Raw genomic sequence first — 25,471 nt, forward strand, 5'->3', positions numbered from 1 at the left:
ATGCGAAACATGAGGTGGCCAACACTTGACCACCATGCCTCGTGCTGTAGAACTTGCGCGGGCTAACCTAGCAATATCAAAGGACCGATATCTAAGCTGCTCACCCGCGCGAGCCTATAACAAAAGCGATTCAGGGCGTTTAACGAACCCAGTAAATATTGTCCAAACGCAGGCGAACTCCGTGCTGATCATCCCAAACCGGCAGGATGACAAACGGCGTGTTCACTGAGTCCAGCGCAAAATTGTCGGCAGTACCTGGGTGCTGGAGCATGTCTGCGACATCGATCACCACTTCCACCCATTCACCCACTGGTGGGGCCGGAGTGATGATGTAGTCGCCAGTACCGGTGGCCGGGCCACTCTCGGCCTTAACAACCAGTCCGCTGGTATTGGTGCCGTAGTCGACGACCTGCAGGTCAAACACCAGTTGACCATCTTCTGCAAAGGCGGTGAGGTCCTTACCTGAAGTCGCCTGAATAAAGGCCAAGCCATTATGATCAGCGCTATTGAATGCGACTTCCAGAACCGGCCCTCGGTCCGAGTCTTCAACCACGTCCACACTCACATGGCCTGAATCATTATCCCAGCTACCCACACCAAAATCCCAATTCACGCCGGGCTCACCGTCCTCAAACACCGCGAAGGTTTCATCCAACACACTGCTCACCCCCACAGGCACCGGGTCCAGGGCGCAGTCGGCCAGGCAGCGTACATGAATGTTATTGAGTTTGATGTGGGCGAGTCCGCCTTCCGGCTCAATGACGAAGACGTTTAGCACTCGGTTTAAATCCACCTCACCCGGTTCAATGTCGTTGGGCAGCAAATCAGAGATGCGCACAGACACGGACGTCCACTCGCCGGTCTCAGGAACATCGATGGCGTGGTAGCTGACGTTAGGCCAACCGCTGTCCAGCTTCACCAGCAGTTGTGTATCCTCGTCAATACTTTCCACGAACAAATCAAAACGCAGTTCACCGTATACGGACATGTTGGTAAAGCGCAGACCATCCTCCAGCTCCGGTGTATCCTCCATGGAGCCGGACATGAGAAACACATTTCCAGGACCATTAAACTGGATGTCCCACACCGTTTCACCATCATGCAGCGCGTCTGGGTCGGCCGTTACATTCCCCGGGGAAGCTTCGTAGTAGGCCGGCACAAGCGCGTTGGTAACTTCCTGATCACCCACCTCATGAGTCAACACCGCAGGGCCGTTTTCATACAGTGAAAATGCATTCACTTCTGGCGCCGGGTTGCCGGTCAAAGGATCCACGTCCGGGTCAACCGTTGCACATCCCTTGCCGGTACTTGGATCTTCGCTGCACTGATAGACCCGTACTGAGTCCACCACCATTTGTTGCGGAAATTGTGTCTCGGCATTGGGAGAACCGGGCCAGTTGCCACCCACGGCAACATTGATAATTAAGTGAAAGTCCTGATCGAAAGGCGCAGCGCCTGGCCCCATTTGAAAGCCTTCTTCCTGGCCATTCCAGGTATAGGTAAACCAGCCATCCTGGGTTTGAGTGGCAAAGTGCTGATCATTAAAGTACCAGCGAATTTCACCTTCCTCCCACTCAACGGCGTAGGTGTGGAAGTCTTCCCAGATAGGCTCTTCCGGAACAAACGCCGCGCCACTGTATTGGTTATCCGGCCATAGCCGGCCGTAGTGCAGGGTGCCGTGAATCTCATTGCCGCCGGACGCGTTGGTATTGACCGCCTCGAAGATATCGATTTCGCCGCTGCGCGGCCAACCGCCGTAGACACTGTCCGTGGGCATCATCCAAATAGCCGGCCAAATGCCCTGACCTTCAGGCATTTTTGCGGTTACTTCAATGCGGCCATAGCGCCAATCACCCAAATTCTTAGTGCGCAGCCGAGCGGAGGTGTAATCCCTCTGTACCGATTGATCGTCCGGGTCATAGGCGGGATCATCATCGAATACGCCGGGGCCACTGTAGCTTTCTTCACGGGCCACTAAGTACAAACGGCCGTCTTCCACGTAGCTGTTTTCGGATCGTTCGGTGTAGCACTGAAGCTCGTTGTTGCCACCACCGGCACAATTCACTTCATGGGACCACTTGCTGGTGTCAATCTGATCACCCTCAAAATCATCGCTCCACACCAGCTCCCAACCGTTTTGTGGTGTTTCCTCATCGGGATCAGTGGGTTCAGGCTTATTGGAACTGCCGCCACAGGCGAACAGAGAAAGCACCATGGCGGCCGCACTTAGGCGTGCGGTAGCGGATAGGGTAAAGCCGGGATTCCATTTCATAAGCACCTCGTTATTGTCGTTGGTTGTCTTGGGAAATTCACTCACAGGGTTGTTGCGTAGCAGCGTCGGGAACGATGCGTACATGGTGTAGATCCAGTTCCATTGCTCCAGCGCTGGCCAGGTAAAAGGGCACCAGCACCAAAGCCAACTCTGTGCCACCATCGGATAAGCACTGCAGATCCACCGAATGCGTTTGCCACTCTCCCACCGGGGCCCGGCTTAAGGCGTCCGTCAGATCAAGTTCCGCACCGCAATCCTGGCCACAGGCCATGCCCACCACGATTTCGGCGCTGGGTGGCGTGTCAACGCGCAGATCAAACTGAAGCGCCGCTCGTTCAGCCAGATAGGGCTCCAGGTCGGTCCGTTGTGTGGCTTGCAAACTGACTCTCGCCAAGTCGTCACCCGACCACTGCAGGCGGCGGCTGTCCTCCTGTACATAGCGATCGATAGACTGAACCGTGACACCGGGCACGCTGGCACCGCTACCGGTGACTGGCAGATGACGGCGACTGCCGTCAGCGATCACCAACTCCCAGGGCGCCAGTGGACGGTCGCGGAAAATATCCAAAACCTCAGTGCCATCGGTGGCGCTGATGCCGCTCTCTTCGGGAAGGATGGGCAGGTTATGATCACGATCCGCATACGTCAGACCGTAACCGTACTCAAATAGCGGCTGGTAATCGTCCTGGCCGTCATTGAGCGGCGATTGCACGGCGTTCGCGGGCCAGGAAAATGACAATTGGCCTTTAAAATCGTGGTTGACGGCGCCCTGGTCATCGCGGAACAAGACATCTGCAACGCCGGCGCCCTCGGAACCCGGCAGCCAAGCCACGACAAACGCATCGGAAACGTTCAGTTCTGCATTGACCCACAAGGGACGACCGGTGATGAATACCGAAACCACGGGGATGCCCTGGTTTTGCAGGCGCTGCAAGAGTGCCAAGTCGGTGTCGGAAGTGTAGTTCAGGTGACTAACATCGCCTTGCATTTCCGCATAGGGATCTTCACCAAACACCACTATGGCGACATCGGGCCGCTCCTGATAATGGCCATCTTCCTGGAGTTCCACCTGCCCGCCAGCCGCTGTTACGATTTCGGCAATGCCTTGATAAATGGAAGTGCCACCGGGGAAGTCATCGTTGGTGTTGCCGGTGCCCTGCCAGGTGACGCTCCAGCCACCCGACTGCTTGCCAATATCATGAGCTCCGTCGCCGGCCACCAACACGCGACTGTGGCGATCCAGCGGCAAAAGTCCGCCGTTATTTTTTAACAGTACCAGGGATTCGCGCACCGCCTGTCGCGCCACGGCGCGATGCTCCGGCGCTCCCAGCAATTCGCTTTGCCCGGCGTAGGGGCGCTCGGAGGGTAGACCTTTTTCAAACATGCCCGCTCGCAGCTTTACCCGCAAAATGCGCCGCACGGCATCATCGAGCCGTGCCTGGCTGATTTCTCCGCTGTTAACTTGGGCTAGCGTATTGGCGTAAAGCGCTTGCCAGTTGTCCGGGGCCATAAAGATGTCCACGCCGGCATTGAACGCCTGGGCGCAACTGTCGCGGGTGCAACCATCCACAAATTCGTGGCCATTCCAATCACCCACCACCAGACCGTCAAAACCCATGCGCTCTTTCAGCACATCGGTGAGTAGGTATTCATGGCCGTGAAGCATGACGCCGTTCCAACTATTGAATGACGCCATCACCGTTTGGACGCCGGCTTCAATGGCGCTGAAATACCCGGGCGAGTGAATGTCCCGCAGTTTCTCTTCGCTCATACGCGCGTCGGCCCGGTCGACGCCGTCCTGTGTTCCGCCGTCACCGACAAAATGTTTTGCAGTGGCAATCAGTCGTCCCGGCCCAAAAAAGGACTCAGTGCCGACCTGCCCCTGCAAGCCATTCACCGCTTCACCAGCGTAGGCTTTTACCAGTTCCGGGCTCTCCGCGTAAGCTTCGTAGGTGCGACCCCAGCGATCATCTCGCGCCACAGCGACGGTGGGGGAAAAATTCCAGTCCATTCCGGTCACCGCCACTTCGAGGGCGGTGATTTCGTTGATCTTGCGTATTAACTCGGGATTGTTGGCGGCGCCCAAACCGATGTTATGGGGGAAGAGGGTCGCCCCGACGACGTTATTGTGGCCATGCACCGCGTCGGTACCCCAAATGATGGGAATGGCGATCCCGCCGTCGCGCTCGTCCATGGAAGCCAGATAGAAGCTATCAGCGAGGGCGAGCCAATCGTCCACGCTCGCGTATTTGTCGCCATTAGGATAGGAACCCCCGCCATTGAGCAAAGAACCAATGTGATATTGGCGAATCTGCTCGGGGGTAATATTGCGCAGTTCAGGCTGAATCAGTTGCCCGACTTTTTGCTCAACCGTCATGCGCTCCAGCAGTCGATTCACTTCCTCTTCCACAGCCTGTTCGTTCGCCAATGGATTGGTCAGCTGAGGCCAGCGGTTGGGGTCGGTGCCTGGCTCTTCCCGCAGGCCACTGCAGGCCACCAGCGACGCCAGGAGCATCCCGATGCCGATTGTGGATAGTTGTCTAGTGAGGCCAAATTGACGGAGCCTCAGCAGAGGTTGTCTCATGATGAACGTCTCTTGTTATCGGTTAAGCTGGCGTCTGCAAGCTCTTACAAAAAAAATGCCCCGGCGAGCGATTGGGCGCCCCCGGGGCTAAAGAGACCAGTGAACTTGCATTCATCCGGGGCAGACTGTCTCAAGAAGGGCGAATCTGTGTCGTCCCACTTTCGAGCAAATGCAAAGGTGGTCATAACCACTTTGTATTTCGCAAACTGGAACCCCGTACTAGAGCGCCCAAACGACTCGAGCTGATAGCCAGTTACCTTCCCATCTCAACCCAGCTGGATAAGTGCTCAAATTAGCTGCTTCGTAAGCAAGCCCTCGGGCCGCGCAGGGTGAGTGTTCAGCAACCGTCGTAAACCCAGTCCCTACGCGCTCCCGACGCTTCGGGACACTCCTCACTTCCCTGTGAGTCGTCCATGGGGACTGCCTCACCGGAGCGCCGGCCGAAAGGTCCCTCTTTTGAGGCTTGCTGAACACTCACCCCGCACACCCCCTGGTAGCCTCAGACTACCGAGCTCTTTTCCCACTCACTGTCATCATTGCAGCGGAACGTGGGAATCCACACCCGAGTCTTCTATACTCGGGCGAACCGCCAACCCCAAGCTGGTGCCAATCAATAATATAGTTGCGTGTACACATGAAGCTGCACTCCCTCCCATTCCGTCTCGGCGCACCTCTGACAGTGGCGCTGTCCTGCTCACTGCTCGCGGGTTGCTTCCCAGAAAAACCATCCGACCAGCCACGCACCGAACCCGTGGCTGCGCTGCCCGCGCACGAGTCCGATCCGGTGGTGGCGAGCGATAGTGAGATCCGCGAGGCGGTGGCTTACGCCAAAAGCCAAGTCAATTTGCAGCTGGCCGAAGGGCTCACCGGTCAGCTGTGGGCGTCGGAACACCTGGTAGGCGACCCGGTAGCCATTCATGCGGATAACCAAGGTCGGGTTTGGACCACCATCACCCACCGGCGCCGGACCTCGGAGCTGGACATTCGCAGCCACCGGGACTGGGAGTTCGAGTCCATGTCGTTCCGAACCGTGGAGGATCGGCGCAACTTCCTACACCGGGAGCTGGCGCCAGAGCGCAGCGAGCACAACCTCTGGCTGGACGACCGCAATCAGGACGGCTCTCACGACTGGCGGGATTTGGCGGTATATAAAGAGGAAGTTCTACTTCTGGAAGACACCACCGGCGACGGCCGTGCCAACCAGCGTCGGGTTTACCTGAAGGACTTCCACACGGAAGTGACCGACGTGCTGGGAGGAATTTATTTTCACGATCAACTGGAAGAGCTGTTTCTGACCGTCTCACCGGATGCCTGGCGGGTGAAAGACAGCAGCGGTGATGGCCGCGCCGACACCAAAACCTCTATCGCACACGGCTTTGGTGTGCATATTGGCTTCGGCGGCCACGGCATGTCGGGTCTTACCCTGGGGCCAGACGGGCGCCTGTATTACGCCATCGGTGATGTGGGAATGGATGTCACCGACCGCGACGGCAAACGCTGGCCCTACTCCAACCAAGGCGTGATTGTGCGCAGCGAAGTCGATGGCAGCAACTTCGAAGTTTTTGCCTCCGGGCTGCGCAATGCCCACGAATTCGCCTTTGATGAGTACGGTAATCTGATTGGCGTGGACAATGACGGCGACCACGATGGCGAATACGAGCGCATTGTCTATCTGGTGGACGGTTCCGACAGCGGCTGGCGCACCTATTGGCAGCTGGGCAAATACCGAGACCCGAAAAACAATCGCTACCGGGTTTGGATGGATGAGGACTACTACCAGCCTCACTTCCCCGAGCAGGCCGCGCACCTGCTGCCGCCCATCGCACCGTTCGAATCCGGCCCCGCCGGTATGACCTACAACCCGGGCACAGCGTTGAGCGAGAGCTGGCAGGGGCATTTTTTCGTTGCTGAGTTCCTGGGCACGGCGGCCCGTTCGGGCATTAGCGCCTTTACTTTGGAGCCAAACGGCGCCTCCTTCGCGCTGTCGGCTCAGAAGCCCGTACTGCGCGGGTTTCAAGCTACGGGCCTGTCGTTCGGCCCCGAGGGCAGCCTCTATGCCGCTGACTGGCTGGAAGGCTGGGCACTCAGTGGCGAGGGACGTATCTGGAAGGTGGACGTAACACCCGAACTGGCCCACCCCCAGCGGGCCGAAACCCAAGCCCTGCTGGCCGAAGACTTTACCGCTCAGCCATCAAACCAACTACTCAACCTGCTGGACCACGCGGATATGCGCGTTCGCCAAAAGGCCCAGTTCGAAATGGTACGCCGGGACGCCCGGGGGGAGCTGTTGAAAACAGCCAAGCATGGCGAACAGCAACTGGCCCGCATCCACGCCCTGTGGGGCCTGGGGCAAATGGCGCGCGCCCAGCCCGCGCAGGCGCGCGACTTGGTCCCCTTGCTGGAAGACCCGGACCCAGAAGTCCGCGCGCAAGCGGCCAAATTGATCGGAGATGCCGGCTACGCCGGTGCCAACCAGGCATTGCAGAAGCGTTTGCGAGATGACGAGGCAAGAGTGCGCTTTTTCGCGGCCCAGGCACTGGGCCAGATTGGAGACCCCAATGCGCTAGGCGCTGTGGTCAGCATGCTGGAGGATAACAATGACCAGGACATCTACCTCCGTCAGGCCGGTGCCATAGCGCTGGCCCGCATCGGCGACGAGAGTGCTTTGGCCGAGCTGCGCCATCACCGCTCCGACGCTGTGCGTATTGCCGCTCTAATCGCCCTGGGGCGCATGCAAAGCCCGGCGCTGGGGCTGTTCCTGGAAGAAGACCACAATGGTCAAATGCAGAGCGAGTTTATCGTCACCAACGCCGCGCGCCTGATCAGCGACGATCAGTTCGTGGCCGACGCATTGCCACCGTTAGCGGCCCTTCTCGCCGAGCCGCCGTTTCACAATGAACCGCTGCTGCGCCGTTTGATCAACGCCAACCTTTACGTGGGCGGCGAACAGTCGGCTCAGCGACTGGTGGACTTCGCCCTCGACACGACCATGGCCGGCCATTTACGGACCGAGGCCCTGGACACGCTCGCGGTGTGGACCGACTCATCCACGTTCGATCGGGTCACCGGTCGCTACCGTGGCGCTGTGCAGCATGCACAACGCGAAGCGCAGCAGCCATTAGCACTGACTTACCAGCCACTGCTACGCGATTCAAACCTCCAAGTCCGGGAAGCTGCAATACAGGCATTGGCCGAGCTGAACGTGAGTGAAGCGGGCACCGCGCTCCGACAAGTGCTGAGCGAAGACACTCAACCCACGGTGCGCAAGACTGCCCTGTTGGCTCTGCATAAGCTGGGCTTCGAACCCATGAACGAAGTGGCCACCATCGCCATGCAAGATGATCATTCGAGTGTCCGCATGGCCGGCTTAGAACTACTGCCGCAATTGGGTTTACCCACGGCGGAAACGGTCGCCATGCATTCGATTCTGCTCGCTAACGGCTCGATCAGTGAACAGCAATCCGCGCTGCGCTCCCTGGCCACTATCGACAGTCCACAGGCCCACAACCTATTGGCGCAACAGATGCAGCTGCTGCAAGAGGGCGACCTGGCTCCAGAACTGCAGCTGGATGTGCTGGAAGCCGCTCACTCCACAGGCGCCCCCTCTCTGCAGAAATTGATAAGCGACTACCAAAGCCGCAAGGATCCAGATCAACCCCTGGAGCGTCACCGGGAATCCCTCTGGGGCGGCGATGCCGAAGCCGGCGAGCAATTGTTTTTCCACGATAGCAGCGCCCAGTGTATTCGTTGCCACACCGTTGGCGGCCGGGGCAACCCGGTGGGTCCGGATCTTACGGAAGCGGGCACTCGGCTTTCTCGAGAACAGTTGCTGCAAGCGCTGGTAGACCCAGGAGCGCGCGTGTCTCCCGGGTTTGGACGTATCACAGTCACGCTCTCCGACGGGCGCCAACTCAGTGGCCACTTCGAGGCCGAAGACGAGCACACTCTGACGCTTATGGATCGGGGCGAAAAAACCAAAATTGAAAAATCCGAGGTGACAAGTCGGCGCTACTCCGGCTCGGGCATGCCGTCCATGGAAGGCATGTTGTCAGCCAGCCAACTGCGGGATTTGGTGGCATACCTGACCCAGCTGACCGCCGCCGATCAGGACCGCTAACTTAGGAGAGTGCCATGGCCCGGAGTTACCGCTCACGGCTTCTAATGGCGATTTTTTTCTCGCTTTGGGCCTCCGCCACAACGGCCCTAGCCGGCGACCAACCGATAGCCGAACGGGGACATATCGTCATGCTTTCCGTGGGCGCGGAAGAAAATCCGTTTTGGGGTGGTCTGACCGCGGTTATGGAAGTCGCAGCCGGTGGCTTGGGCATGGATGTGGAAGCGTTTTACGGCATGAACGCCGAGCACATTGAGGCCACGCTGACTGAAGTTCTGGCCCGAGATAAGAAACCCGACGGCATTGTATTCAGTCACATTCCCGGGTTGTCCATGAAGCTTTTGGAAAAAACCGAGGCGCGGCAAGTCCCTACCGTGATGATAAATTCAGGCCTCACCGGCGACGAACAGTCGCTGGCCGCGCAACGCTTTGATTATTGGCTGGGGCAGATCACTCCACCGGATGAACAGATAGGCTACTTGGTGGGACAGCACTTACTGGACGCCGCGCTGGCCAAAAATCTTACGGACGCCGCCGGCCAGATAAACATCATTGCGCTTTCCGGGGCGGAGCGGGACCTTCCAGCCAAGGCGCGAAACGCTGGCTTGCGCAACGTATTGAACGATGCCCCTCAGTTGCACCTGCTGGAGCTGATCAGCACTGATTGGTCAGCGGACAGTGCCGGTGAAAACCTTCAAAAGTCACTTGAACGTCACCCCAATGTCCAGGGTATATGGACGGCGAGCGGACTGATGCTGGCAGGCATTCTCCCCGCACTTGAAGCGCACGGAAAGACTCCGGGCGACGATGTGGTGATCAGCACCTTGGGTTGGACAGAGGGTTCATTGGAAGCGATTAAGGCTGGCAAGGTCAGCGCCGACGTGGGCGGACACTTTCTCGAAGGGGCTTGGGCTGCCGTGGTTCTGTATGATCATTGGCAAGGCGTTGCCAGCAATAAAAATATCATTATGCACTCCCCCGTGGTGACAATCGGTCACGACCAAGTGCAAAAATACAGGAACGCACTTCGGGAAAGCGATTGGGCGCGGGTCAATTGGGAGCAGTTTTCGCGGGTGCAGAACCCGCAACTGGAAGAGTACTTTTTTGCAATCGACCGGTTACTGGGCTTTTAATGCCCAAGTCAACTCAGTCGTTGGAAGCTTCCCCCGAACCTTCCGTTTCCATAACCTCCCCGTGTTCGTCCTCCTCGGACTCCTCAGACTCCTCGGTTTCAGCGGGGACTGACTGCTCCTGAACGTAGACGTCCTCTGGGGATCGACTAGCGCGCTTTTGCAACAAGCGGGCAAACTCAAGCAGCAGTTCACGATCCTGTTCCAGAAGCGAGATGAACAACGCGTTCAACGCAACCTGCTCACCGTCCGCTTCCGACTGCTCAGCAACGGAAAAAATATCGGCTAGTGAAAAGCTCAAAGCGTCGGCGAGTCGGTAAAGAAGATCCAGGCTTGGCTTGGCAGCATCCCTTTCAATGCGCGACAAGTTACCGACATGAGAGTCGGTGCGTGCCGCCAACTCCGCCAGGGTCAACCCTTGGCTTTTCCTCAATTCTTTCAGTGCGTTTCCTAAACTCATGTCGCTTCGCTACCTTGCTTAAAGCCCTGATAATACAGCGAAATGTCGCGATAAACAAAATGTGTTGTAAGCGCATTTTTTGCATTTTTCGCTGCCTGAACTGCACACGAATTCGGCATTTAACGGAAGTTACGAAAATGCCGCAATGGCCCGCCTGGAGGCAGTTTGAGCGGTCCGCCCACTAACTAGAAGCAGATCAAAAAGGATCTTTTCGCCAGCCAAGCCCACTCCGCGATCAGGCGCGTAATCTGTGTAACGGTAGTATGAGGTGAAATTTCAAGGCGAAAAGTTGTTGCGGGCGTGATACCTGATCGCGCAAAAGCAGGGGGCTTTTCGTTAACAATGAGCGACCACTGGCCTGCGCCCTTCATTCGGATAGGACGTTCCAGCATCTAAAGCTGAGGGACACTAATCCACTCGCGCTCTCAATTCCTCCACCCAAGCGGGAACCCCTTCACTGGCGCGCTTACGTAAAACATTAGCACCTCGCACATGAGCGGGTGTGCCTGGATCGATAACCGTGATGGGTATTGACGGCCCCGCCCACTCAACCAACCCGGCGGCGGGATACACCTGCAAGGAGGTACCCACCACTAGCAGATGATCAGCCTCCGCGACCAACTCGGCGGCGCGCTCCAACATGGGCACCGATTCGCCGAACCAGACTACGAAGGGCCGCAACTGGCTGCCCAGCTCACATCGACCGCCCAGCTCAATGGGCTGGTAACCGATATCGTAGATCAGCTCCACATCCTGGGAACTACAGGCTTTGGTGAGCTCACCGTGCAAATGCACAATATGGGAAGAACCGGCGCGCTCGTGAAGGTCGTCGATGTTCTGGGTGATGATGGTAACGCGGTGACTGCTCTCCAGCTCCACCAAGGCAAAATGGGCCGCATTGGGCTCCGCTTGGCGTAACTGATCGCGACGCTCATTATAGAATTGCAAAACCCGCTCAGGATCGCGCTGAAAGCCTTCCGGGGTAGCCACATCTTCAATGCGATGCCGCTCCCACAAACCGTCCGACGCGCGGAAAGTGCCTAAGCCACTTTCCGCACTGATGCCGGCGCCGGTTAACACCACAATATGCTTCTTCATAGGGGATATCTTCCAGATCCCCGGGGGAATTTCAATCGTCTGCGCGAGCCTAACGCCAGCGACTGATCATGCGGAAAAGGGTCGCTTTGACCCACAGGAGGCTCGGAAACTGCATATAGCCCAAAAGCAGTTCGCCCGCTTCTTGCAGCCGGCCCTGGCGCTCAAGAAACTCGTTTTGATTCGCTTTGGTCACACCTTTGTTGCGGGCTTTGATCACTTCTACCGCGGACATGACAAAACGGCGTTTTTGCTTTTTGGCCCAGTCACTGCGCGCCACCAAATCGTCAGCCTCATTGACCAACTCCAAGTGCAGCTTCAGCTTCTGGGCCAGATCGCCCAGTGGCTTGTGAGAGTCCGCGTCCAGGTAGCGCAGCACGCTGGCAATCGCACGGCGTACATTCGCGGCCTGACTGCTGCGGTAGATGCCCGCCGTGCTCACGGCACCCACAACGGCGCCGGTGGCAAGGGCTAAGGTTTCACTGATCATTTGCGCAACCCCAAGGTTAGGGATATAGGGAGGACTGGCCACCGTGGCGGCGCCTCCCCTATTTTGACTTAGATGCGTCAAAATACCCTATTTCCCCGAACGAAAATGCCAATTGGTTTGGATTTCGAGCCATAGCCTTTTGAAACGCAAGGCGCTTACATTAAGCCAATTTGAATTCTGGGGGTTCAGACCTCCAACCCTCAATAGCCAAAACAAAAAAGGGGCCCACCAGGGGCCCCAAATAGGGTTGAGATCACACTCAGCCGTGAAGGCAGCTAACCTCAGGCAAGGCCTGCGGCGCCGCTTTCAGCGGGCGCAATAAGACCATGAGCATCAATGACATACCACCGACCACTTCTCAGGGATCGACATTGTTTTGGACGCCACCCCCAGTTGGCGCATAGTCACACATCATAAGCCCCACTCGTGGCTGTTCGATCCTGTGGACAATGAACTCCCGGCACCTAACTGTGTTCCATAGTGTCATCAAAGCAACTGGCAATTGAGTTAGCCGCAATGACCGCCAATACCCCCTCTTGGGAAAATTTGCTCAAGCAGGTTCGCGCCTGTCGCCTGTGTGAAGCTGAGCTTCCGGATGGGCCACGGCCTGTATTGCAGTTGGACCCGCGCGCGCGGGTGCTGGTGGCGGCCCAGGCTCCCGGGCGCCGAGTGCACGCCACGGGATTGCCGTTTAATGACCCCAGCGGTGAACGCCTGCGCGCGTGGATGGGAGTCAACCGCGAGACTTTTTACGACGCGTCACAGATTGCCATCGTCCCCATGGGTTTTTGCTATCCGGGTACAGGCCGCTCGGGGGATTCGCCTCCACGGCCCGAGTGCGCGCCGGCCTGGAGGGAGCAGTTGTTGGCGTGCCTGCCCAACCTGGAACTGACCTTGGTTATCGGTCAGTACTCGCTTGCCTACCATTTGCCTCAGCCGAAAGAGAGCCTCACCGAGAAAGTCCGCAACTGGCGCGCCTATTGGCCACGGGTCTTGCCCATGCCGCACCCGAGTCCGCGCAATAATCTGTGGCTTAGGCGCAATCCTTGGTTTGAACAAGAGGTGGTGCCCGCCTTGCAGGAACGGCTAACTGGTTTGATCCCAACCCGCTAAATAGGGGATTTATCCGCCTCTGTTGGCGTCAAAGACTGACAGAGGCTCAACCTGATCAGTTGAGCCAGTGGCATTTTTGCCACAATCTAAATGGAGTACACTCGGTAGTGAGGTCGCCAGAGGCGATCAAACGTGCTGTGCTCGGTTTCGGCATGGTAAATGCGGAGGTGCTTATGGGTCGCGTAGAAAAACGAATTACCTGTCCCTATTGCGGCGAAGTGATTACAGTTCTGATCGACGTATCGGTAAGCGAGCAGTATTACACCGAAGATTGTTCAGTCTGTTGCCAACCTATCGCTCTGGATGTAGTTGTCGACGAGACAGAGGCGATTGAGGTGTATGCTCGGCAAGAAAACGAATAAAGCGCGGCTTCGCTCTTTTGTCCCCGTTGCCGTCCCGCTCTTGAATATCAGACACTCGAAAATGAGCTGCTGGGTGAGCACCCCGTAAGAGCAATCCCAAGCGCTTTGCCGCCAATCTTATCTTGGGTTTCCTATTTTCGCTTGGTCTGCCGATGGCGAGAACGAAAAGAATACTGTAGCGCCGGGCTAGGAGGGTCGCGCAGGGGGAGTGTTCAGCAAGCCTCAAAAGAGGGACCTTTTGAGGCAGTCCCCAGGGAGGGGTTTACGACGTTTGCTGAACACTCACCCTGCGCGGCCCGCAGGCTTGCTTACGAAGTTGCTAGAAACAGAGACTACTTGTTCGCTGCGTTAAATTGCTTAAGCACGGAACTGATTAGGTCCACCGGCAGCGGGAACACAATGGTTGAGTTTTTCTCACCGGCGATATCAATCAGTGTTTGTAAATAGCGCAAGGTCATGGCATTGGGGTTTTTGGACAACTCGTCTGCCGCTTCGGTAAGCTGTTTTGACGCCTCGAATTCACCCATAGCATGGATAACCTTGGCGCGACGTGAACGCTCAGCTTCGGCCTGACGGGCGATGGCGCGCACCATGCTCTCATCCAGATCCACGTGTTTTATTTCCACGTTGCTGATTTTAATACCCCAGGAATCGGACGTTTTGTCGAGAATGTCCTGAATATCCTGGTTTAGCTTGTCCCGCTCCGCCAGCATTTCATCCAACTCATGTTTACCCAGGATTGAACGCAGCGTCGTTTGCGCAAGCTGACTGACCGCCTCGCCGTAATGCTCTACATTGATAATGGCTTTTTGTGGGTCTATGACTCGGAAGTACACCACCGCGTTAACTTTCACGGAAACGTTATCCCGGCTGATCACATCCTGACTGGGCACGTCCATCACCACGGTGCGCAAGTCGACTTTTTCCACGGTTTGCAAAAACGGGATGATGATGACCAGACCCGGCCCCTTAACCGATTGAAAACGCCCGAGCAGGAAGACTACGCCGCGCTCGTATTCGCGCAAGATTCGAATGGCGTAGACGACAAGTAACACCACGAAGGTGAGCAATAAACCGACCATATATTCCAGTATCATAAGTCCTCCACTTATTCCCAGTAAAAGATCTGTTGACAGCCCGCTAGGCGCGTCGAACGGTGAGTATCAACCCGTCCTGTCCAACCACCTCGACCGTTTCCCCCTCGTTGAGCGAGCCATCACCCACGGCATTCCAAAATTCGCCGTCAATGCTGACTTTGTAACCCTCCTCGGTGATTTGCACGATATGCCCTGCGCGCCCCACCATGGCCTGATCACTGGCAAGGCGGGGCATTCTGAGACTGCGCCCAAGCATGGTGGCAATAAACAGTACGGCAATACCACCCACAGCGGCGATAGCGCCCACAATCTCGTAGGACACTTCCATACCGGGTACATCGGTATCCACCAACATAATGGAGCCCAACACCAGCGCAATAACGCCACCGATGCCTAGCACCCCAAAACTGGGCACAAACATCTCGGAAATAATCATAATGGCGCCGAGGACAATCAGCGCCACTCCCACATAATTTACCGGTAAAACCTGGAGTGCGTAGAGGCCGATCAATAAGCAAATAACACCGACGACCCCCGGCACCATGGCGCCCGGGTTGTAGCCTTCCAAAATCAAGCCGTAGATACCGATCAATAACAGAATCGAGGCGATTTGTGGATTGGTGATCAAGCTCAAAAATTCGTTGCGCCAATCGGGCGCGTACTCAACGATAGGGAGGTCTTCCGTCTCTAAGGTCAGTGGCCCAAAATCCATGACCACTTCCATACCGTGTACCTGAGCCAAAAGATCTTTTTGATCCTTCGCCACTACATCAATGACGTTTAATTCCAGCGCCTCACTGGCCGTTGCACTGATGCCTTCTCTGACCGCCCGCTCGGCCCAGTCGGCGTTGCGGCCATGGCGCTCGGCCAGGCCACGAATAAAGGCCACTGCGTCATTGACCATCTTGCGCTCCATGGCGTCGCCCGTAGGTGCACGAGGCTCCGCGTCTTCTTCCTCGCGCTCCTCCTGGTCCGCGTCTTCTTCATTATTCGCCCGCTCATTATTATCCCGATCATCATCAGCCCCCGGGACGGGAGCACCGCCCATTTGGACGGGCGTCGCGGCGCCCATACTGGTGGACGGCGCCATGGCCGCCACATGGCTGCCATAAAGTATGTAAGTGCCCGCACTCGCCGCGCGCCCACCGGATGGGTGTACATAAGTGATCACGGGTATGGGAGCCGCCAGAATGGCTTTGATGATATCGCGGGTGGAGACGTCCAGGCCGCCGGGGGTATCCATGCGGATAATAATGGCCTGTGCACCCTGTGCGTGGGCGCGCTCCATGGAACGGGTGAGGTAATCTGTTGTGGCGGGGCCTATAGCTCCGTCAACGATGAGTTCGGCCACATGAGGTTCAGCCTCTGTATCCGCCTGGCCGCTAAGGCCAAGGACCGCCAAAGCGATGCAGCATAGGAAGAGAAATCGGCGCGTCAGGGTTTGATGTCGCATCGGTAAACCTCCGATCTACAGCCTAACAGATGGCTTCCAGGGACTCTAGCATCTGCACCGACCTGGCGGAATAGCTTTCTCAACAGGCCTCCCGGGCACCTTCCCGCTAAGGTTCCCACTCCCTGATCCGCTCGCTTGGCTCGCTCTCGTGACCAGCATCCGCCCACAGAATGATTCCGTGGCCTCATCGATTGTTATTCCCACACGCTAGGACTAAACTCTATGCCAACTCTCTCGCCAATTTCGACCGCACCCGCGGTCTCTTCTCTACCTACCGAATACGGAACACTGATATGAACGACGATCAAGACGATTACGAAGTTACCCTCTCACCCTTAAGCCGCACTGTGGAACAAAATGGCCACAAAGTGAGTATTGAAATTTACCAGGATGAAGAGGACGGCTGGATTCTTGAAATCGTGGATGAAGAAAATAACTCCACGGTTTGGGACGACGTGTTTGATTCCGATCAGGAAGCCCTGGATGAAGCACTGGATACGATCCGTGAAGAAGGCATCGAATGCCTGGTCGCCTCGGTAGGTTGGGGCGAAAAATAACACTTTGCCCAGCCGGGGCCGGGCAAAGTTCTAAACCGGCTGGTCGATGGTGCCATTGCAAATGGGCGTAAAGGCGGTCAGTCGATCCATGGCCGTGCTGTTGCCCAGTCCATGTCCGGCAAAGCGGCTGGCAAACTGGCCTTGATCACCATGCAGCGCCATGTAATTTAATGCCACCGCTTCCACCAACAAATTGACGTTATTGGCCACCGAAGTCGAGGCGGTTTCCACGTCTCCGCTGGGTCGCATATACCCGATTTGCTGATGACGCTCGGAACTGCCGCTGGTTTCCATCAGTTGCGGGCGCCCGCCTGGGTTGTACACCAAAAAGAAGGATGCGGCGGTCTGTTGACTGTCGCCAGTCCAAACACCTTTGCCACGCCCAGCGACGGAATTGTCGATCATCCCATTACTGAAAACTGAGCCATCGCTAAACACATACACCATAATGGGTAGGCCTTTGCGCGCCGCGTACTCCAGACAGGCCCCCATGCAGCGGCCAGCGCGCAGGTCGCGAATTTCGCCTGTGCCTCGCTCACCCGTGTGGTAATCATAACCACCCATGGTAATGGTGCCGGCGCCCGCGCGGCCCTCTACCACCAGCTTCATGACTGAGGCGGTTTTGCGAAACTCGCCATCGCTGTTGAACTCTTCATCGCTGAAAATACCCGTGGGACCCACGATGTCCGGATCCAGCTCCGGATCAATGGACGCGGGGTCACCGAAACGCGCGGCCAAGTCAGCGCTTTTCACGTAGCCACAGCGCAGCAACTCTTTAAGTTGTGCATCCCGTGCTGACGCGGTGCCAGTGTTCACATTCTGCAAACGCGCATCACTGATGCGGTAAATGGATTCCATCACCGCCACGGTATCCTGTTGATCCATCAGACTCACCAAATCGCCCACGTCCACCAGACCGGTTACGTCGCTGGGCCGGTCCACTTTTGTTGGCCGCACTTCCGGATTGATCATCGACGCTGGTGCCAAAGAGTTCCCACCCGACTCGCTGGTGCGTGAACCGACCAGGGCCAGTAGTTCACCGTCAGCGCCGGCGCGGTTAATGGCGTACATGGGGTTGTGGGGATTGTTACCGGTGTCGTTTTCCGAACGGGCGGGGATGACAGCACCGTTGATATTAGCGGCATGGCTGCCCGCTTTTTCCAGAATGCCGGCGAGAAATTGGCTGTCGCTGTGAAACGCCAAGCCCAGTTCGGTGTTAATAAAATTCTCTGTCGAAGAGGCTGGGGTCATATCTCCCGGCACACCCTGCTTGCTGTAGCCGGCGGTGCTGAGAAAATCCAGTTGTCCGCCCGGCCCGCCCACCAAAACATTGGTGCCGGCCATGCTGGCGCCACCGGCCAGGTCGAAACAAATAAACGGAATTTTGCCCGCGCCCTGAGTGGCAATTCCGCATTCTTCCATCATGGCTGCAATGTCATTGGACAGATTCACTTCCTGAGCCAGCGCGGAGTTCACCAGCAGGCCACTCAGCGAGCCGCCGATGATGGTACCCATACCCGCTTTAAAACCCTGGGAAATTAAATCCCGGCGAGTAAGAGGACGGCTGTGGTCGTTCAAATACAACGGCGCATCCGGGTGCAGAGGGGCTTGCGGTTTGGTCATAATGACACCTTGGTTTGGTCATGGCGGCGGGCTCTCACCCACCGCATCGATCGTTCGTTTATTGCAGCAGCATCACAGCACTGCCCATAACCGCCGCACACGCGGCCTTTACGGTCAGGGCGGTACGCTGCGTGCCACAGTGGCTGCCGCAGTCGGTCATGATATCGATCAGACTGTTCAACTCGGCGCGCACGGCAGCGGGCTCGGCCTGGTTGGCCAGGGCTTCTCCTTCTATCTCGCCCGCCAACAAATGGCTAAGCAAGGGCTCGATAATTTGCTCACGCCCCTGCGCGTCGAAGGCACTGTTAGCCGGTGCGGAAAAATCAAAACCCGGGAAATAACTGGCCCGCAGGCTGGAGTCTTCAACCAGCGCGTTGCAATAGGACACACTCAATTGGGTAATGCCCATCTGGTGGGCGGTAAGAAAACCTTCGAGCCCTGGTGCGCTGGGCATTTGCTCGCGCACATTGCGATAGGTGTTGGCAACGGAAGTTGTCGTGTGCGGCACACGGGTAAGAGCGGAAAGCGTCGCGTTGATCTGCGCGAACGTGCGCAAGCCTATATAAGCTTGGCCTTCAATATCCACAAAGCATTCATCGGGCGCTGGCTCGACACTGCATTCACCGGCTGGACCGGCAACCACGCGCGCATACTCATGGGCACCCAGCCGATCAAAGGTGAGAAAGAATTGATCATTCTCCGCGCCTTGTTGTATTTCGACAAGGGTACCCAAATTTGACAAGGCTTGACGCCCGTCTTCAAAGGCAGAGCTATCCAGAGAAAGATTCAGGTTGGCAAAGGCCTGACTCACTGCCACTTCGCTACCGTTCACACCAATGCGCAACCCCTCCAGGGGTGTGGGCGGAACCTCTTGCGCTTCCAGCGTCAGGAAAAAGGGTTCGGCAAACAGGTAGCTGTAATCGTCAAACTGTTGCGCCTCGAACACCACGTACGCACCGGGCACCTGAATTAGTTCGGAAATGTTAAACAACAGATAAAATCGCGCACCCACGCCCACTTCGAAGTTGGCGGCAATGGCTTCGGCGCTCAAGGCTCGATTGTGCACAGCCAAAAAACGGATGGCGCCGCGCCAGGGACTGTTGCTGGTGACTTCATTGCCCAGAACCAGCGCAAAGGTTTCGTCCCAGTCCGTTAATGGTTCACCCGCGAACGGGTCTTCATCGCCGGTAAACTCCCCGTTGACGTATATACGCCGGCCATTGACGGGATCAAAGGTCACCACCACATGCTGCAAGGTGGCCTGCAGGCGCTCATCTGCATCGTTGGTGGACATAGCCGGGAGGCCGTTGGCGTTGGTGGCGCCACTGCGGTTAAGCATGTCGTAGTTGTACATGGACTGGCCAAGGGTAAAATTGCGCGTGTTGGCGCTACCGGAGTAACTGACAATGCGCGCTGTATCGCCTCCGCCATCACCCTGCACCACGTTGTCTGGAATCACCCAAGCTTCGACACTGTATTCACCGGTACCCGTAATCAGTTGATGCAGTTTGCCGCTGCCACTGGTGGAGGCCTGGGCCTTGCCGTTGCGGCCATCACTGTTCAGGCGGATACCCCAGGAACTCATCCACGAATAGTCTCCAGACAATTCCAGGTTGGCGGCGGGCTCAATGCCACTGGTGTCGTAGGCGATGTGGCCTTCACGAGTCTGGAATTCGTATTTGGCGATTACGTGGGTATCGACGCGTCCACCACTGCTGGCCACTATGCCATCCCCCAACGTAAGAGCGCGGCTGATCACCAGATCGGGATCCACTTCGGTTTGGGGAATACTGTCCGCAAAATTCTGAATGGCCGCCGTCATGGCCGCAGCACTGGCGGCACAGTCGTCGCCCCAGCAGTTATGGCCATCGTCCGCTAACCGACGCACCAGACGAGAGGCGGAAGGGTCGTCCAGACGCATGCGCGAACGGGACGCGTCATACGCTTGGCTGACACTGGCGCTGCCCACATAGGGCTGTTGACGTGTTTGAGCCGTGGGGGCATGACAACTGCTGCAGTGTGTTTCCAGGAGCGGATACACCGTGGTGGCAAAATCGCCCGGCTCGCCGGGAAACACTTTACTCGCGCCCACTTCGCGGTCAGGCGGAGCTTCAAAAGTAATGGTAGTGGCGATACTGCCGGAGGCGGCCGCCCAGGCTTCGATGTAACCGGCCACGATGGTGGCGCAGGCTTCGGCGCTGGCTAGCCAGCATTGATGCCCCTCGGCCACTTTGGTCACCAACCGGGAATTGGCCGGCGCGGTGAGATCCACCACCGTGTTCGCTGCGGTATAGGCGAGATTGATGTCGTCATCGCGCACGAAAGTGGGCTCTTGCCCGCCGGCGCCATGACAACTGCCACAGCGGTTTTCCATGGCCAGTGGGTTCCACACCGCCAATCGAAAAGCCTGAATATCGTCGGTCTTTGGCGCTGGACCCTGATACCTGGGTTGGTTTGGGTTGTTTGTACCTGGGTCGATGTTCTCGCGCACCGGAGTGCCGCTGCCGGAGCCACAGGCTTGCAGGGCGAACGCCAGACACAGCAGGCTGAGTCGCACCCAGGTGCGCGAAGAATAGAAGTCTGTGATCTGGCTCGCTGTGTTCACGCTAGTTATCCCAAGTGTTTTGTTGTGCGCCCGTTCCAGGGCTTAAGAACTGAAATGCCACTGCTGGCTACAGAAGCTCGCTCAGTCTCCCATGCAGTGGATCGCGGTCTCCTCGAACACCGTCCGCAAGTTGTAGTCGTTGGCCTTAAACTCTTGAGTGGCCAATCCCAACAGCTCGCGGTCCTCGGCGTTGGCGGGTCTGCGCAAGCAAACTTTGCGGAACACTTTTTCCACTTGGCAACTGGCAAAGGCGTCGCTGTGTGCCAGTTCGCGGCCCATGGTTTTTGCGCCCTGACCGCGGCCTTCCAGGCTGTCATCCCAGCCCAGGGCGGCGTTGGCCCCGTCGCGCCAGTAGTTTTCCCAGCTGTCGTCCGGGGTCGCGTAACCGTAGCGGAAGGTATTGGCGTTAATGTGATACTTGGCCACTACACGGGTGCCGGTCTGCGGGTCAGTGTCGCCGTCTCTGTTATAGGTCAGGTGACCAGCACCGCCCTCGGGGTCAGAGTCAGGGTCGTATTGCCATTCGTAGTAGGCGTAGGCCTGGGCCATGGGGTCCATGCCGTTATGGCATCCCATGCAGTTATTGAGAAACACCCGGCTATCGCCGCCGGGGCTGCGGCTGACATCCTGGCGAATGCGATCCGGTGGCGGCGCCGCGTCATGCACCTGCTCCAAGTCCCGACACAAGTGGTTTAACAAGGTAAAGCGGAACATGGCGCGGTTGGTGCCGGCATAGAAGAAAGCTCGGGCGCCAGCGCGGCTGGTCATTACTCCAGCCGTGGCTTCACTGGGCAGACCGGTCACGCTGGATTGCGTGCGCCCATCAAGGGTATCGCGCAAACTGATACCCTGCTGTTCGATGGCTTCGTAATGCGCGTTGTTACTGTTGGAGTGGGGAGGCAGTCCGTTGGCGGTACTGACATAAATGACATCGTCATAGAGAAGCGTGCGGATATCAGCGCCGTCGATAACCAGCCCGATAAACGTTGCGGTGTAATCGTTCAGCGCAGCAAATTGATTTTGATCGCGGTTTGTCCAGGGCGTGGCCATATCCTTGAGCGTAATGCTGTAGAAAGTTTCGGTGTCCATCGCTGTACGCACCGCCGCTCGGACCTGACCATTAGCGATCAACTCGCTCATTTCCAGGAGAACTTCCTGCGACGGGGGCACGGCGGCAAGGCGATTGTGGATCTGTAGAGCCTGTTCCCTGGGACCCGCGAGGGCACTGGCCGCCTGGCACAGAATCAATAGGCAACCAAGATGCATTGGCTTGAGCAGCCACCTGGGCAGGTTGGTGTTCTTGGTCACAATAGCTCCCGTAGCGCTGAGTTTTTGATATTTATGGAAAACGTTACCTGAGCGAAACCGCACACCCAGTCCTTTTTTGTCATTATAGAGAGACAATGTCGCCAATCATGTGGCCATCTAACCGCCATTTTTGTTAATCCCGTCACAAACCCGACAATCGGGTGGAAAAATCCGACCAAGGGATTCCCAAAGCCAATGGGTGGCGCCGATAATTCCCTAGTAGTTCGCCACTTATTGGTGACTTATGAGGGCGACCTACACTAACGCATACCAATAATCACCAAGGCCGGGTCGACTCAACGATGCTCACCAACCTTTACCACCAGACGCCGCTAACGGACTGGGCCCAAGGCTTCATGCCCGGCCAGAGCGTTCGCTTATGATCACCGGCTGGCGGGCATTAAGTTGGGGCCTGAGTTTGGCGCTTGGGCTGGGAGTCGTCGCCTGTGGCGGTGGCCCTGGCCGAGTGGACGAAGAGGGCAACCCTCAGAGGCGCCAGCAGCCCGACCCAGTAGTTGTGGATTTCGCCGTCGCCTACATAGCGCGGCCTATACCCCGAGAAGAGCGGGAAGCCGGCTTGGGTGACATCCGGGCCACTGATCTGCTCGACCCTACCGCGTTCAATCCTGGCGCCCGGCTTTATCTAAAAGACCGGGCCACGGCCACCGCCGCCAGCCGCACACTGACGGAAGGCGCTTTTGAGCCGGGCGCGCTGTATGACGTCAAAGACCTGAGCGCCCACCCGGACGGGAACCGGCTATTGTTCGCCATGCGTGCACCGGAGCTGGAAGATGTGGACGAGGATGAACAGCCCACCTGGAATATCTGGGAGTACGACCTGCGCTTGGATCAATTGCGGCGCGTGATTGGCTCGGACATCCGCGCGGAAGCCGGCCACGACCTGAGCCCGCGCTACCTGCCGGACGGCCGCATTGTGTTCACGTCCACTCGCCAATCCCGCAGCCGCGCCATACTGTTGGATGACAACAAACCCCAATTCGACGCTCTGGTGGAAAACGACAATGTGCCGGCCCTGCTGCTCCATGTCATGGAGGACGACGGCACCGAGATCGAGCAAATCACCTACAACCAAAGCCACGACCTTCAGCCCAGCGTTCTTCAGAACGGCCGCATTCTGTTTACCCGGTGGGACGGTTTCAACCGCGACCGCCTAAGCCTGTACACGGTGAATCCCGACGGCACGGACATGAGCTTCCACTATGGTTACCATAGTCTGAACGGTGAGCAAGCGCCCACTTTGTTCCGCCCACAGCAGATGCCCGATGGCCGAATCCTGGCCATTTACAAACCACGTGACGAACTGCTTGGCGGCGATATGCTGGCCATCGAAACCTCTCATTTCAGTGAGAACGACGTTGACCTGGCGGGCTTTTCCGGCGGCCCCGCCCAATCTTCCATCTCCATACTGCCCGCCCGTATCGATGGCGAGATTTCCCCCCATGGCCTGTACAACAGCGCCTATCCGTTGCACGACGGCAGCAACCGGCTGCTGGTGAGCTGGAGTCAATGTCGGTTGGAGCGGGCGGACGAGGATCGCGTTGTACCCTGCACCGAGGAATGGCTCGCCACAGAAGGGTTGCAGCAGGCGCCCCCGCTGTTTGGGCTCTGGGTCTACAACCTCACCAATCAGACCCAGCAGCCTTTGGTGCTGGCGAGGGAAGGCACTCTGTATACCGACGCGCTGGCCCTGGAACCCGTACCCGCGCCGACGTACCTGCCGCCCAGTTCTGACAACAACAGCAATCTGGTGGATCAGGGAGTCGGCATACTGCACATTCAAAGCGTCTACGACTTGGACGGAGAAGACAGCACCAGCGCGGGCATCACCCATCTGGCGGACCCAGGCCAGACGAGCGCCGCCGAACGGCCGGCGCGTTTTCTGCGCCTCATTAAGGCCGTCTCCACCCCTGAGCGGGACGTGTTACGCGGCCAGGACGACGACATCTTTGGCAACCGCTTTAACCAAAATCGGGGCCTGCTGGAGATTCTGGGCTACGCCCCCATCGAACCGGACGGCTCGGTCAAAGTCCGGGTGCCCGCCGATCGCGCCTTCACGTTTGACGTCGTCAACGCGGACGGCGCCCGCGTCGGCGCCCGCCACAACAACTGGCTGCAACTGCGCGCCGGCGAAGTGCGCCATTGCGCCGGTTGCCACAGCGCCGACAGTCAACTTCCTCACGGGCGCCCGGATGCGCAGTTGGCACTCGCTTACGAGGGAGCCTCGACCAGCGGCGCACCTTTCCCAAACACCCGCCGCACCGACGCCTTCGGCACCCAAGAATACCCTGATATGGGCGAAACCATGGCCCAGTTTGATGCCCGTATCGCCCTGAGCTGCGCCGACAGTAACGACGCCAGCACCTGCACCTTGCGCGGCCCACGAGCACCCAGCGTGGACCTGATCTACGACGATACCTGGACCGACCCTCAGGTGCGCACGCCGAATCAAAGCTTTGCCTATCGTTACGCCAATCTCAGCAGCGACGATTACCGGGAAGCTGAATTCAATGAAGACGATACCGTAACCCTGGAGCCTTCCCCCGTGCACGCGCCAGTGGCGGAAGGCTGCCAGACGCAATGGCACAGCCTGTGTCGCATTGTCATCAATTACGAGAATCACATTCAGCCCTTGTGGGAGCGTCAACGCTGGCTGACGGAAGAGGACGAAGACGGAGAGCGCCAGCTGGCGCTGGACAATGAAGACTTACCCATAAACCACACCTGCACCAGCTGCCACAGCCGCAACGACACCGATGGCGTGCTCCGAATTCCGGCCGGACAGTTGGAGCTGGTGCGCGACGCCGCCGCCAACGGGCAGATGCGCTCGTTTCTGGAGCTGCTCAACAACGATGTGGAACTGGAAATCGTCGACGAGGCTCTGGTACCGCGCTTGGTGGAAACCGGAGAGTATGAGCGCGACGAAGACGGCGAGCTGATTCTGGATGACGACACCGGCGAGCCCATCCCCGTACTGGCTACAGTGACGGTCAGGCCCAGCATGTCTCGAGGCGGTGCCGCCAACAGCGGGCGCTTTTTCAGCACATTCACAACCTTCAACGAAGACGAGGGCGAAGCTGTGGATCACCGCGGCATGCTGAACCCGCACGAGCTTCGACTGCTGCGCGAATGGCTGGATCTGAACGCCCGCTACTACAACAACCAATTTGACCGAGCGGATTCTGAATAA

16 protein-coding genes are annotated in these 25,471 nt (G+C 57.7%); 6 read left to right on the forward strand and 10 right to left on the reverse strand.

Going from position 1 to position 25,471, the window contains the following annotated elements:
* Positions 1–139: 139 nt before the first annotated feature.
* Positions 140–2,356 carry a glycoside hydrolase family 16 protein gene (locus tag RBH33_RS07895; RefSeq protein ID WP_306731614.1) on the reverse strand — a complete coding sequence of 739 codons (2,217 nt, stop codon included), beginning with the start codon at positions 2,354–2,356 and terminating at the stop codon, positions 140–142.
* Complete coding sequence (locus RBH33_RS07900) at positions 2,310–4,856, reverse strand: glycoside hydrolase family 3 protein (RefSeq protein ID WP_306731615.1); 2,547 nt, start codon at positions 4,854–4,856, stop codon at positions 2,310–2,312. Before RBH33_RS07900 ends, RBH33_RS07895 begins: the two co-directional genes overlap by 47 nt.
* Before the next feature lie 634 nt (positions 4,857–5,490).
* Here RBH33_RS07900 and RBH33_RS07905 point away from each other — a divergent pair.
* Both RBH33_RS07905 and RBH33_RS07910 read left to right on the forward strand, forming a co-directional pair.
* Complete coding sequence (locus RBH33_RS07905) at positions 5,491–8,973, forward strand: HEAT repeat domain-containing protein (RefSeq protein WP_306731616.1); 3,483 nt, start codon at positions 5,491–5,493, stop codon at positions 8,971–8,973.
* A gap of 14 nt (positions 8,974–8,987) precedes the next feature.
* On the forward strand, positions 8,988–10,103 hold the full coding sequence (locus tag RBH33_RS07910) for an ABC transporter substrate-binding protein (RefSeq protein WP_306731617.1): 1,116 nt from the start codon (positions 8,988–8,990) through the stop codon (positions 10,101–10,103).
* Positions 10,104–10,116: 13 nt separating this feature from the next.
* Here RBH33_RS07910 and RBH33_RS07915 read toward each other — a convergent pair whose 3' ends face one another.
* From RBH33_RS07915 to RBH33_RS07925, 3 genes are all read right to left on the reverse strand, one after another.
* Positions 10,117–10,560, reverse strand: a complete 444-nt coding sequence (locus RBH33_RS07915; protein WP_306731618.1) for a helix-turn-helix domain-containing protein — start codon at positions 10,558–10,560, stop codon at positions 10,117–10,119.
* A 408-nt stretch (positions 10,561–10,968) separates the two neighbouring features.
* Entirely contained in the window at positions 10,969–11,658 is a 690-nt protein-coding gene (locus tag RBH33_RS07920; RefSeq protein ID WP_306731619.1) for an SIR2 family NAD-dependent protein deacylase, read from the reverse strand.
* Positions 11,659–11,707: 49 nt separating this feature from the next.
* Positions 11,708–12,145, reverse strand: a complete 438-nt coding sequence (locus RBH33_RS07925) for a hypothetical protein (protein ID WP_306731620.1) — start codon at positions 12,143–12,145, stop codon at positions 11,708–11,710.
* Positions 12,146–12,661: 516 nt separating this feature from the next.
* Here RBH33_RS07925 and RBH33_RS07930 point away from each other — a divergent pair.
* Positions 12,662–13,258 (forward strand): uracil-DNA glycosylase family protein, encoded by a 597-nt coding sequence (locus tag RBH33_RS07930; RefSeq protein ID WP_306731621.1) that lies wholly within the window; start codon positions 12,662–12,664, stop codon positions 13,256–13,258.
* Between the two features lie 173 nt (positions 13,259–13,431).
* Positions 13,432–13,620: a CPXCG motif-containing cysteine-rich protein gene (locus RBH33_RS07935; protein WP_306731622.1), complete on the forward strand. Its 189-nt coding sequence runs from the start codon at positions 13,432–13,434 to the stop codon at positions 13,618–13,620.
* A 332-nt stretch (positions 13,621–13,952) separates the two neighbouring features.
* On the opposite strand, the gene RBH33_RS07940 is transcribed toward RBH33_RS07935, so the two are convergent.
* Complete coding sequence (locus RBH33_RS07940) at positions 13,953–14,717, reverse strand: slipin family protein (RefSeq protein WP_306731623.1); 765 nt, start codon at positions 14,715–14,717, stop codon at positions 13,953–13,955.
* A gap of 43 nt (positions 14,718–14,760) precedes the next feature.
* Entirely contained in the window at positions 14,761–16,170 is a 1,410-nt protein-coding gene (locus RBH33_RS07945; protein ID WP_306731624.1) for an NfeD family protein, read from the reverse strand.
* Between the two features lie 293 nt (positions 16,171–16,463).
* Here RBH33_RS07945 and RBH33_RS07950 point away from each other — a divergent pair, with 293 nt between their 5' ends.
* Entirely contained in the window at positions 16,464–16,727 is a 264-nt protein-coding gene (locus RBH33_RS07950) for a hypothetical protein (protein ID WP_306731625.1), read from the forward strand.
* 30 nt (positions 16,728–16,757) lie between these two features.
* On the opposite strand, the gene RBH33_RS07955 is transcribed toward RBH33_RS07950, so the two are convergent.
* The 3 genes from RBH33_RS07955 to RBH33_RS07965 all read right to left on the reverse strand — a co-directional run bounded on the left by RBH33_RS07955 (position 16,758) and on the right by RBH33_RS07965 (position 22,263).
* Complete coding sequence (locus tag RBH33_RS07955) at positions 16,758–18,350, reverse strand: hypothetical protein (RefSeq protein WP_306731626.1); 1,593 nt, start codon at positions 18,348–18,350, stop codon at positions 16,758–16,760.
* A gap of 58 nt (positions 18,351–18,408) precedes the next feature.
* Positions 18,409–20,955: a LamG domain-containing protein gene (locus tag RBH33_RS07960; protein WP_306731627.1), complete on the reverse strand. Its 2,547-nt coding sequence runs from the start codon at positions 20,953–20,955 to the stop codon at positions 18,409–18,411.
* Between the two features lie 81 nt (positions 20,956–21,036).
* Positions 21,037–22,263: a hypothetical protein gene (locus tag RBH33_RS07965; RefSeq protein ID WP_306731628.1), complete on the reverse strand. Its 1,227-nt coding sequence runs from the start codon at positions 22,261–22,263 to the stop codon at positions 21,037–21,039.
* Between the two features lie 379 nt (positions 22,264–22,642).
* Here RBH33_RS07965 and RBH33_RS07970 point away from each other — a divergent pair, with 379 nt between their 5' ends.
* The gene (locus RBH33_RS07970) at positions 22,643–25,471 is read left to right on the forward strand and encodes an HzsA-related protein (protein ID WP_306731629.1); all 2,829 of its coding nucleotides are present in this window, start codon (positions 22,643–22,645) and stop codon (positions 25,469–25,471) included.

The sequence above is a fragment of the Marinimicrobium hydrolyticum genome (assembly GCF_030848505.1).
Classification (GTDB): domain Bacteria; phylum Pseudomonadota; class Gammaproteobacteria; order Pseudomonadales; family Cellvibrionaceae; genus JAVDDU01.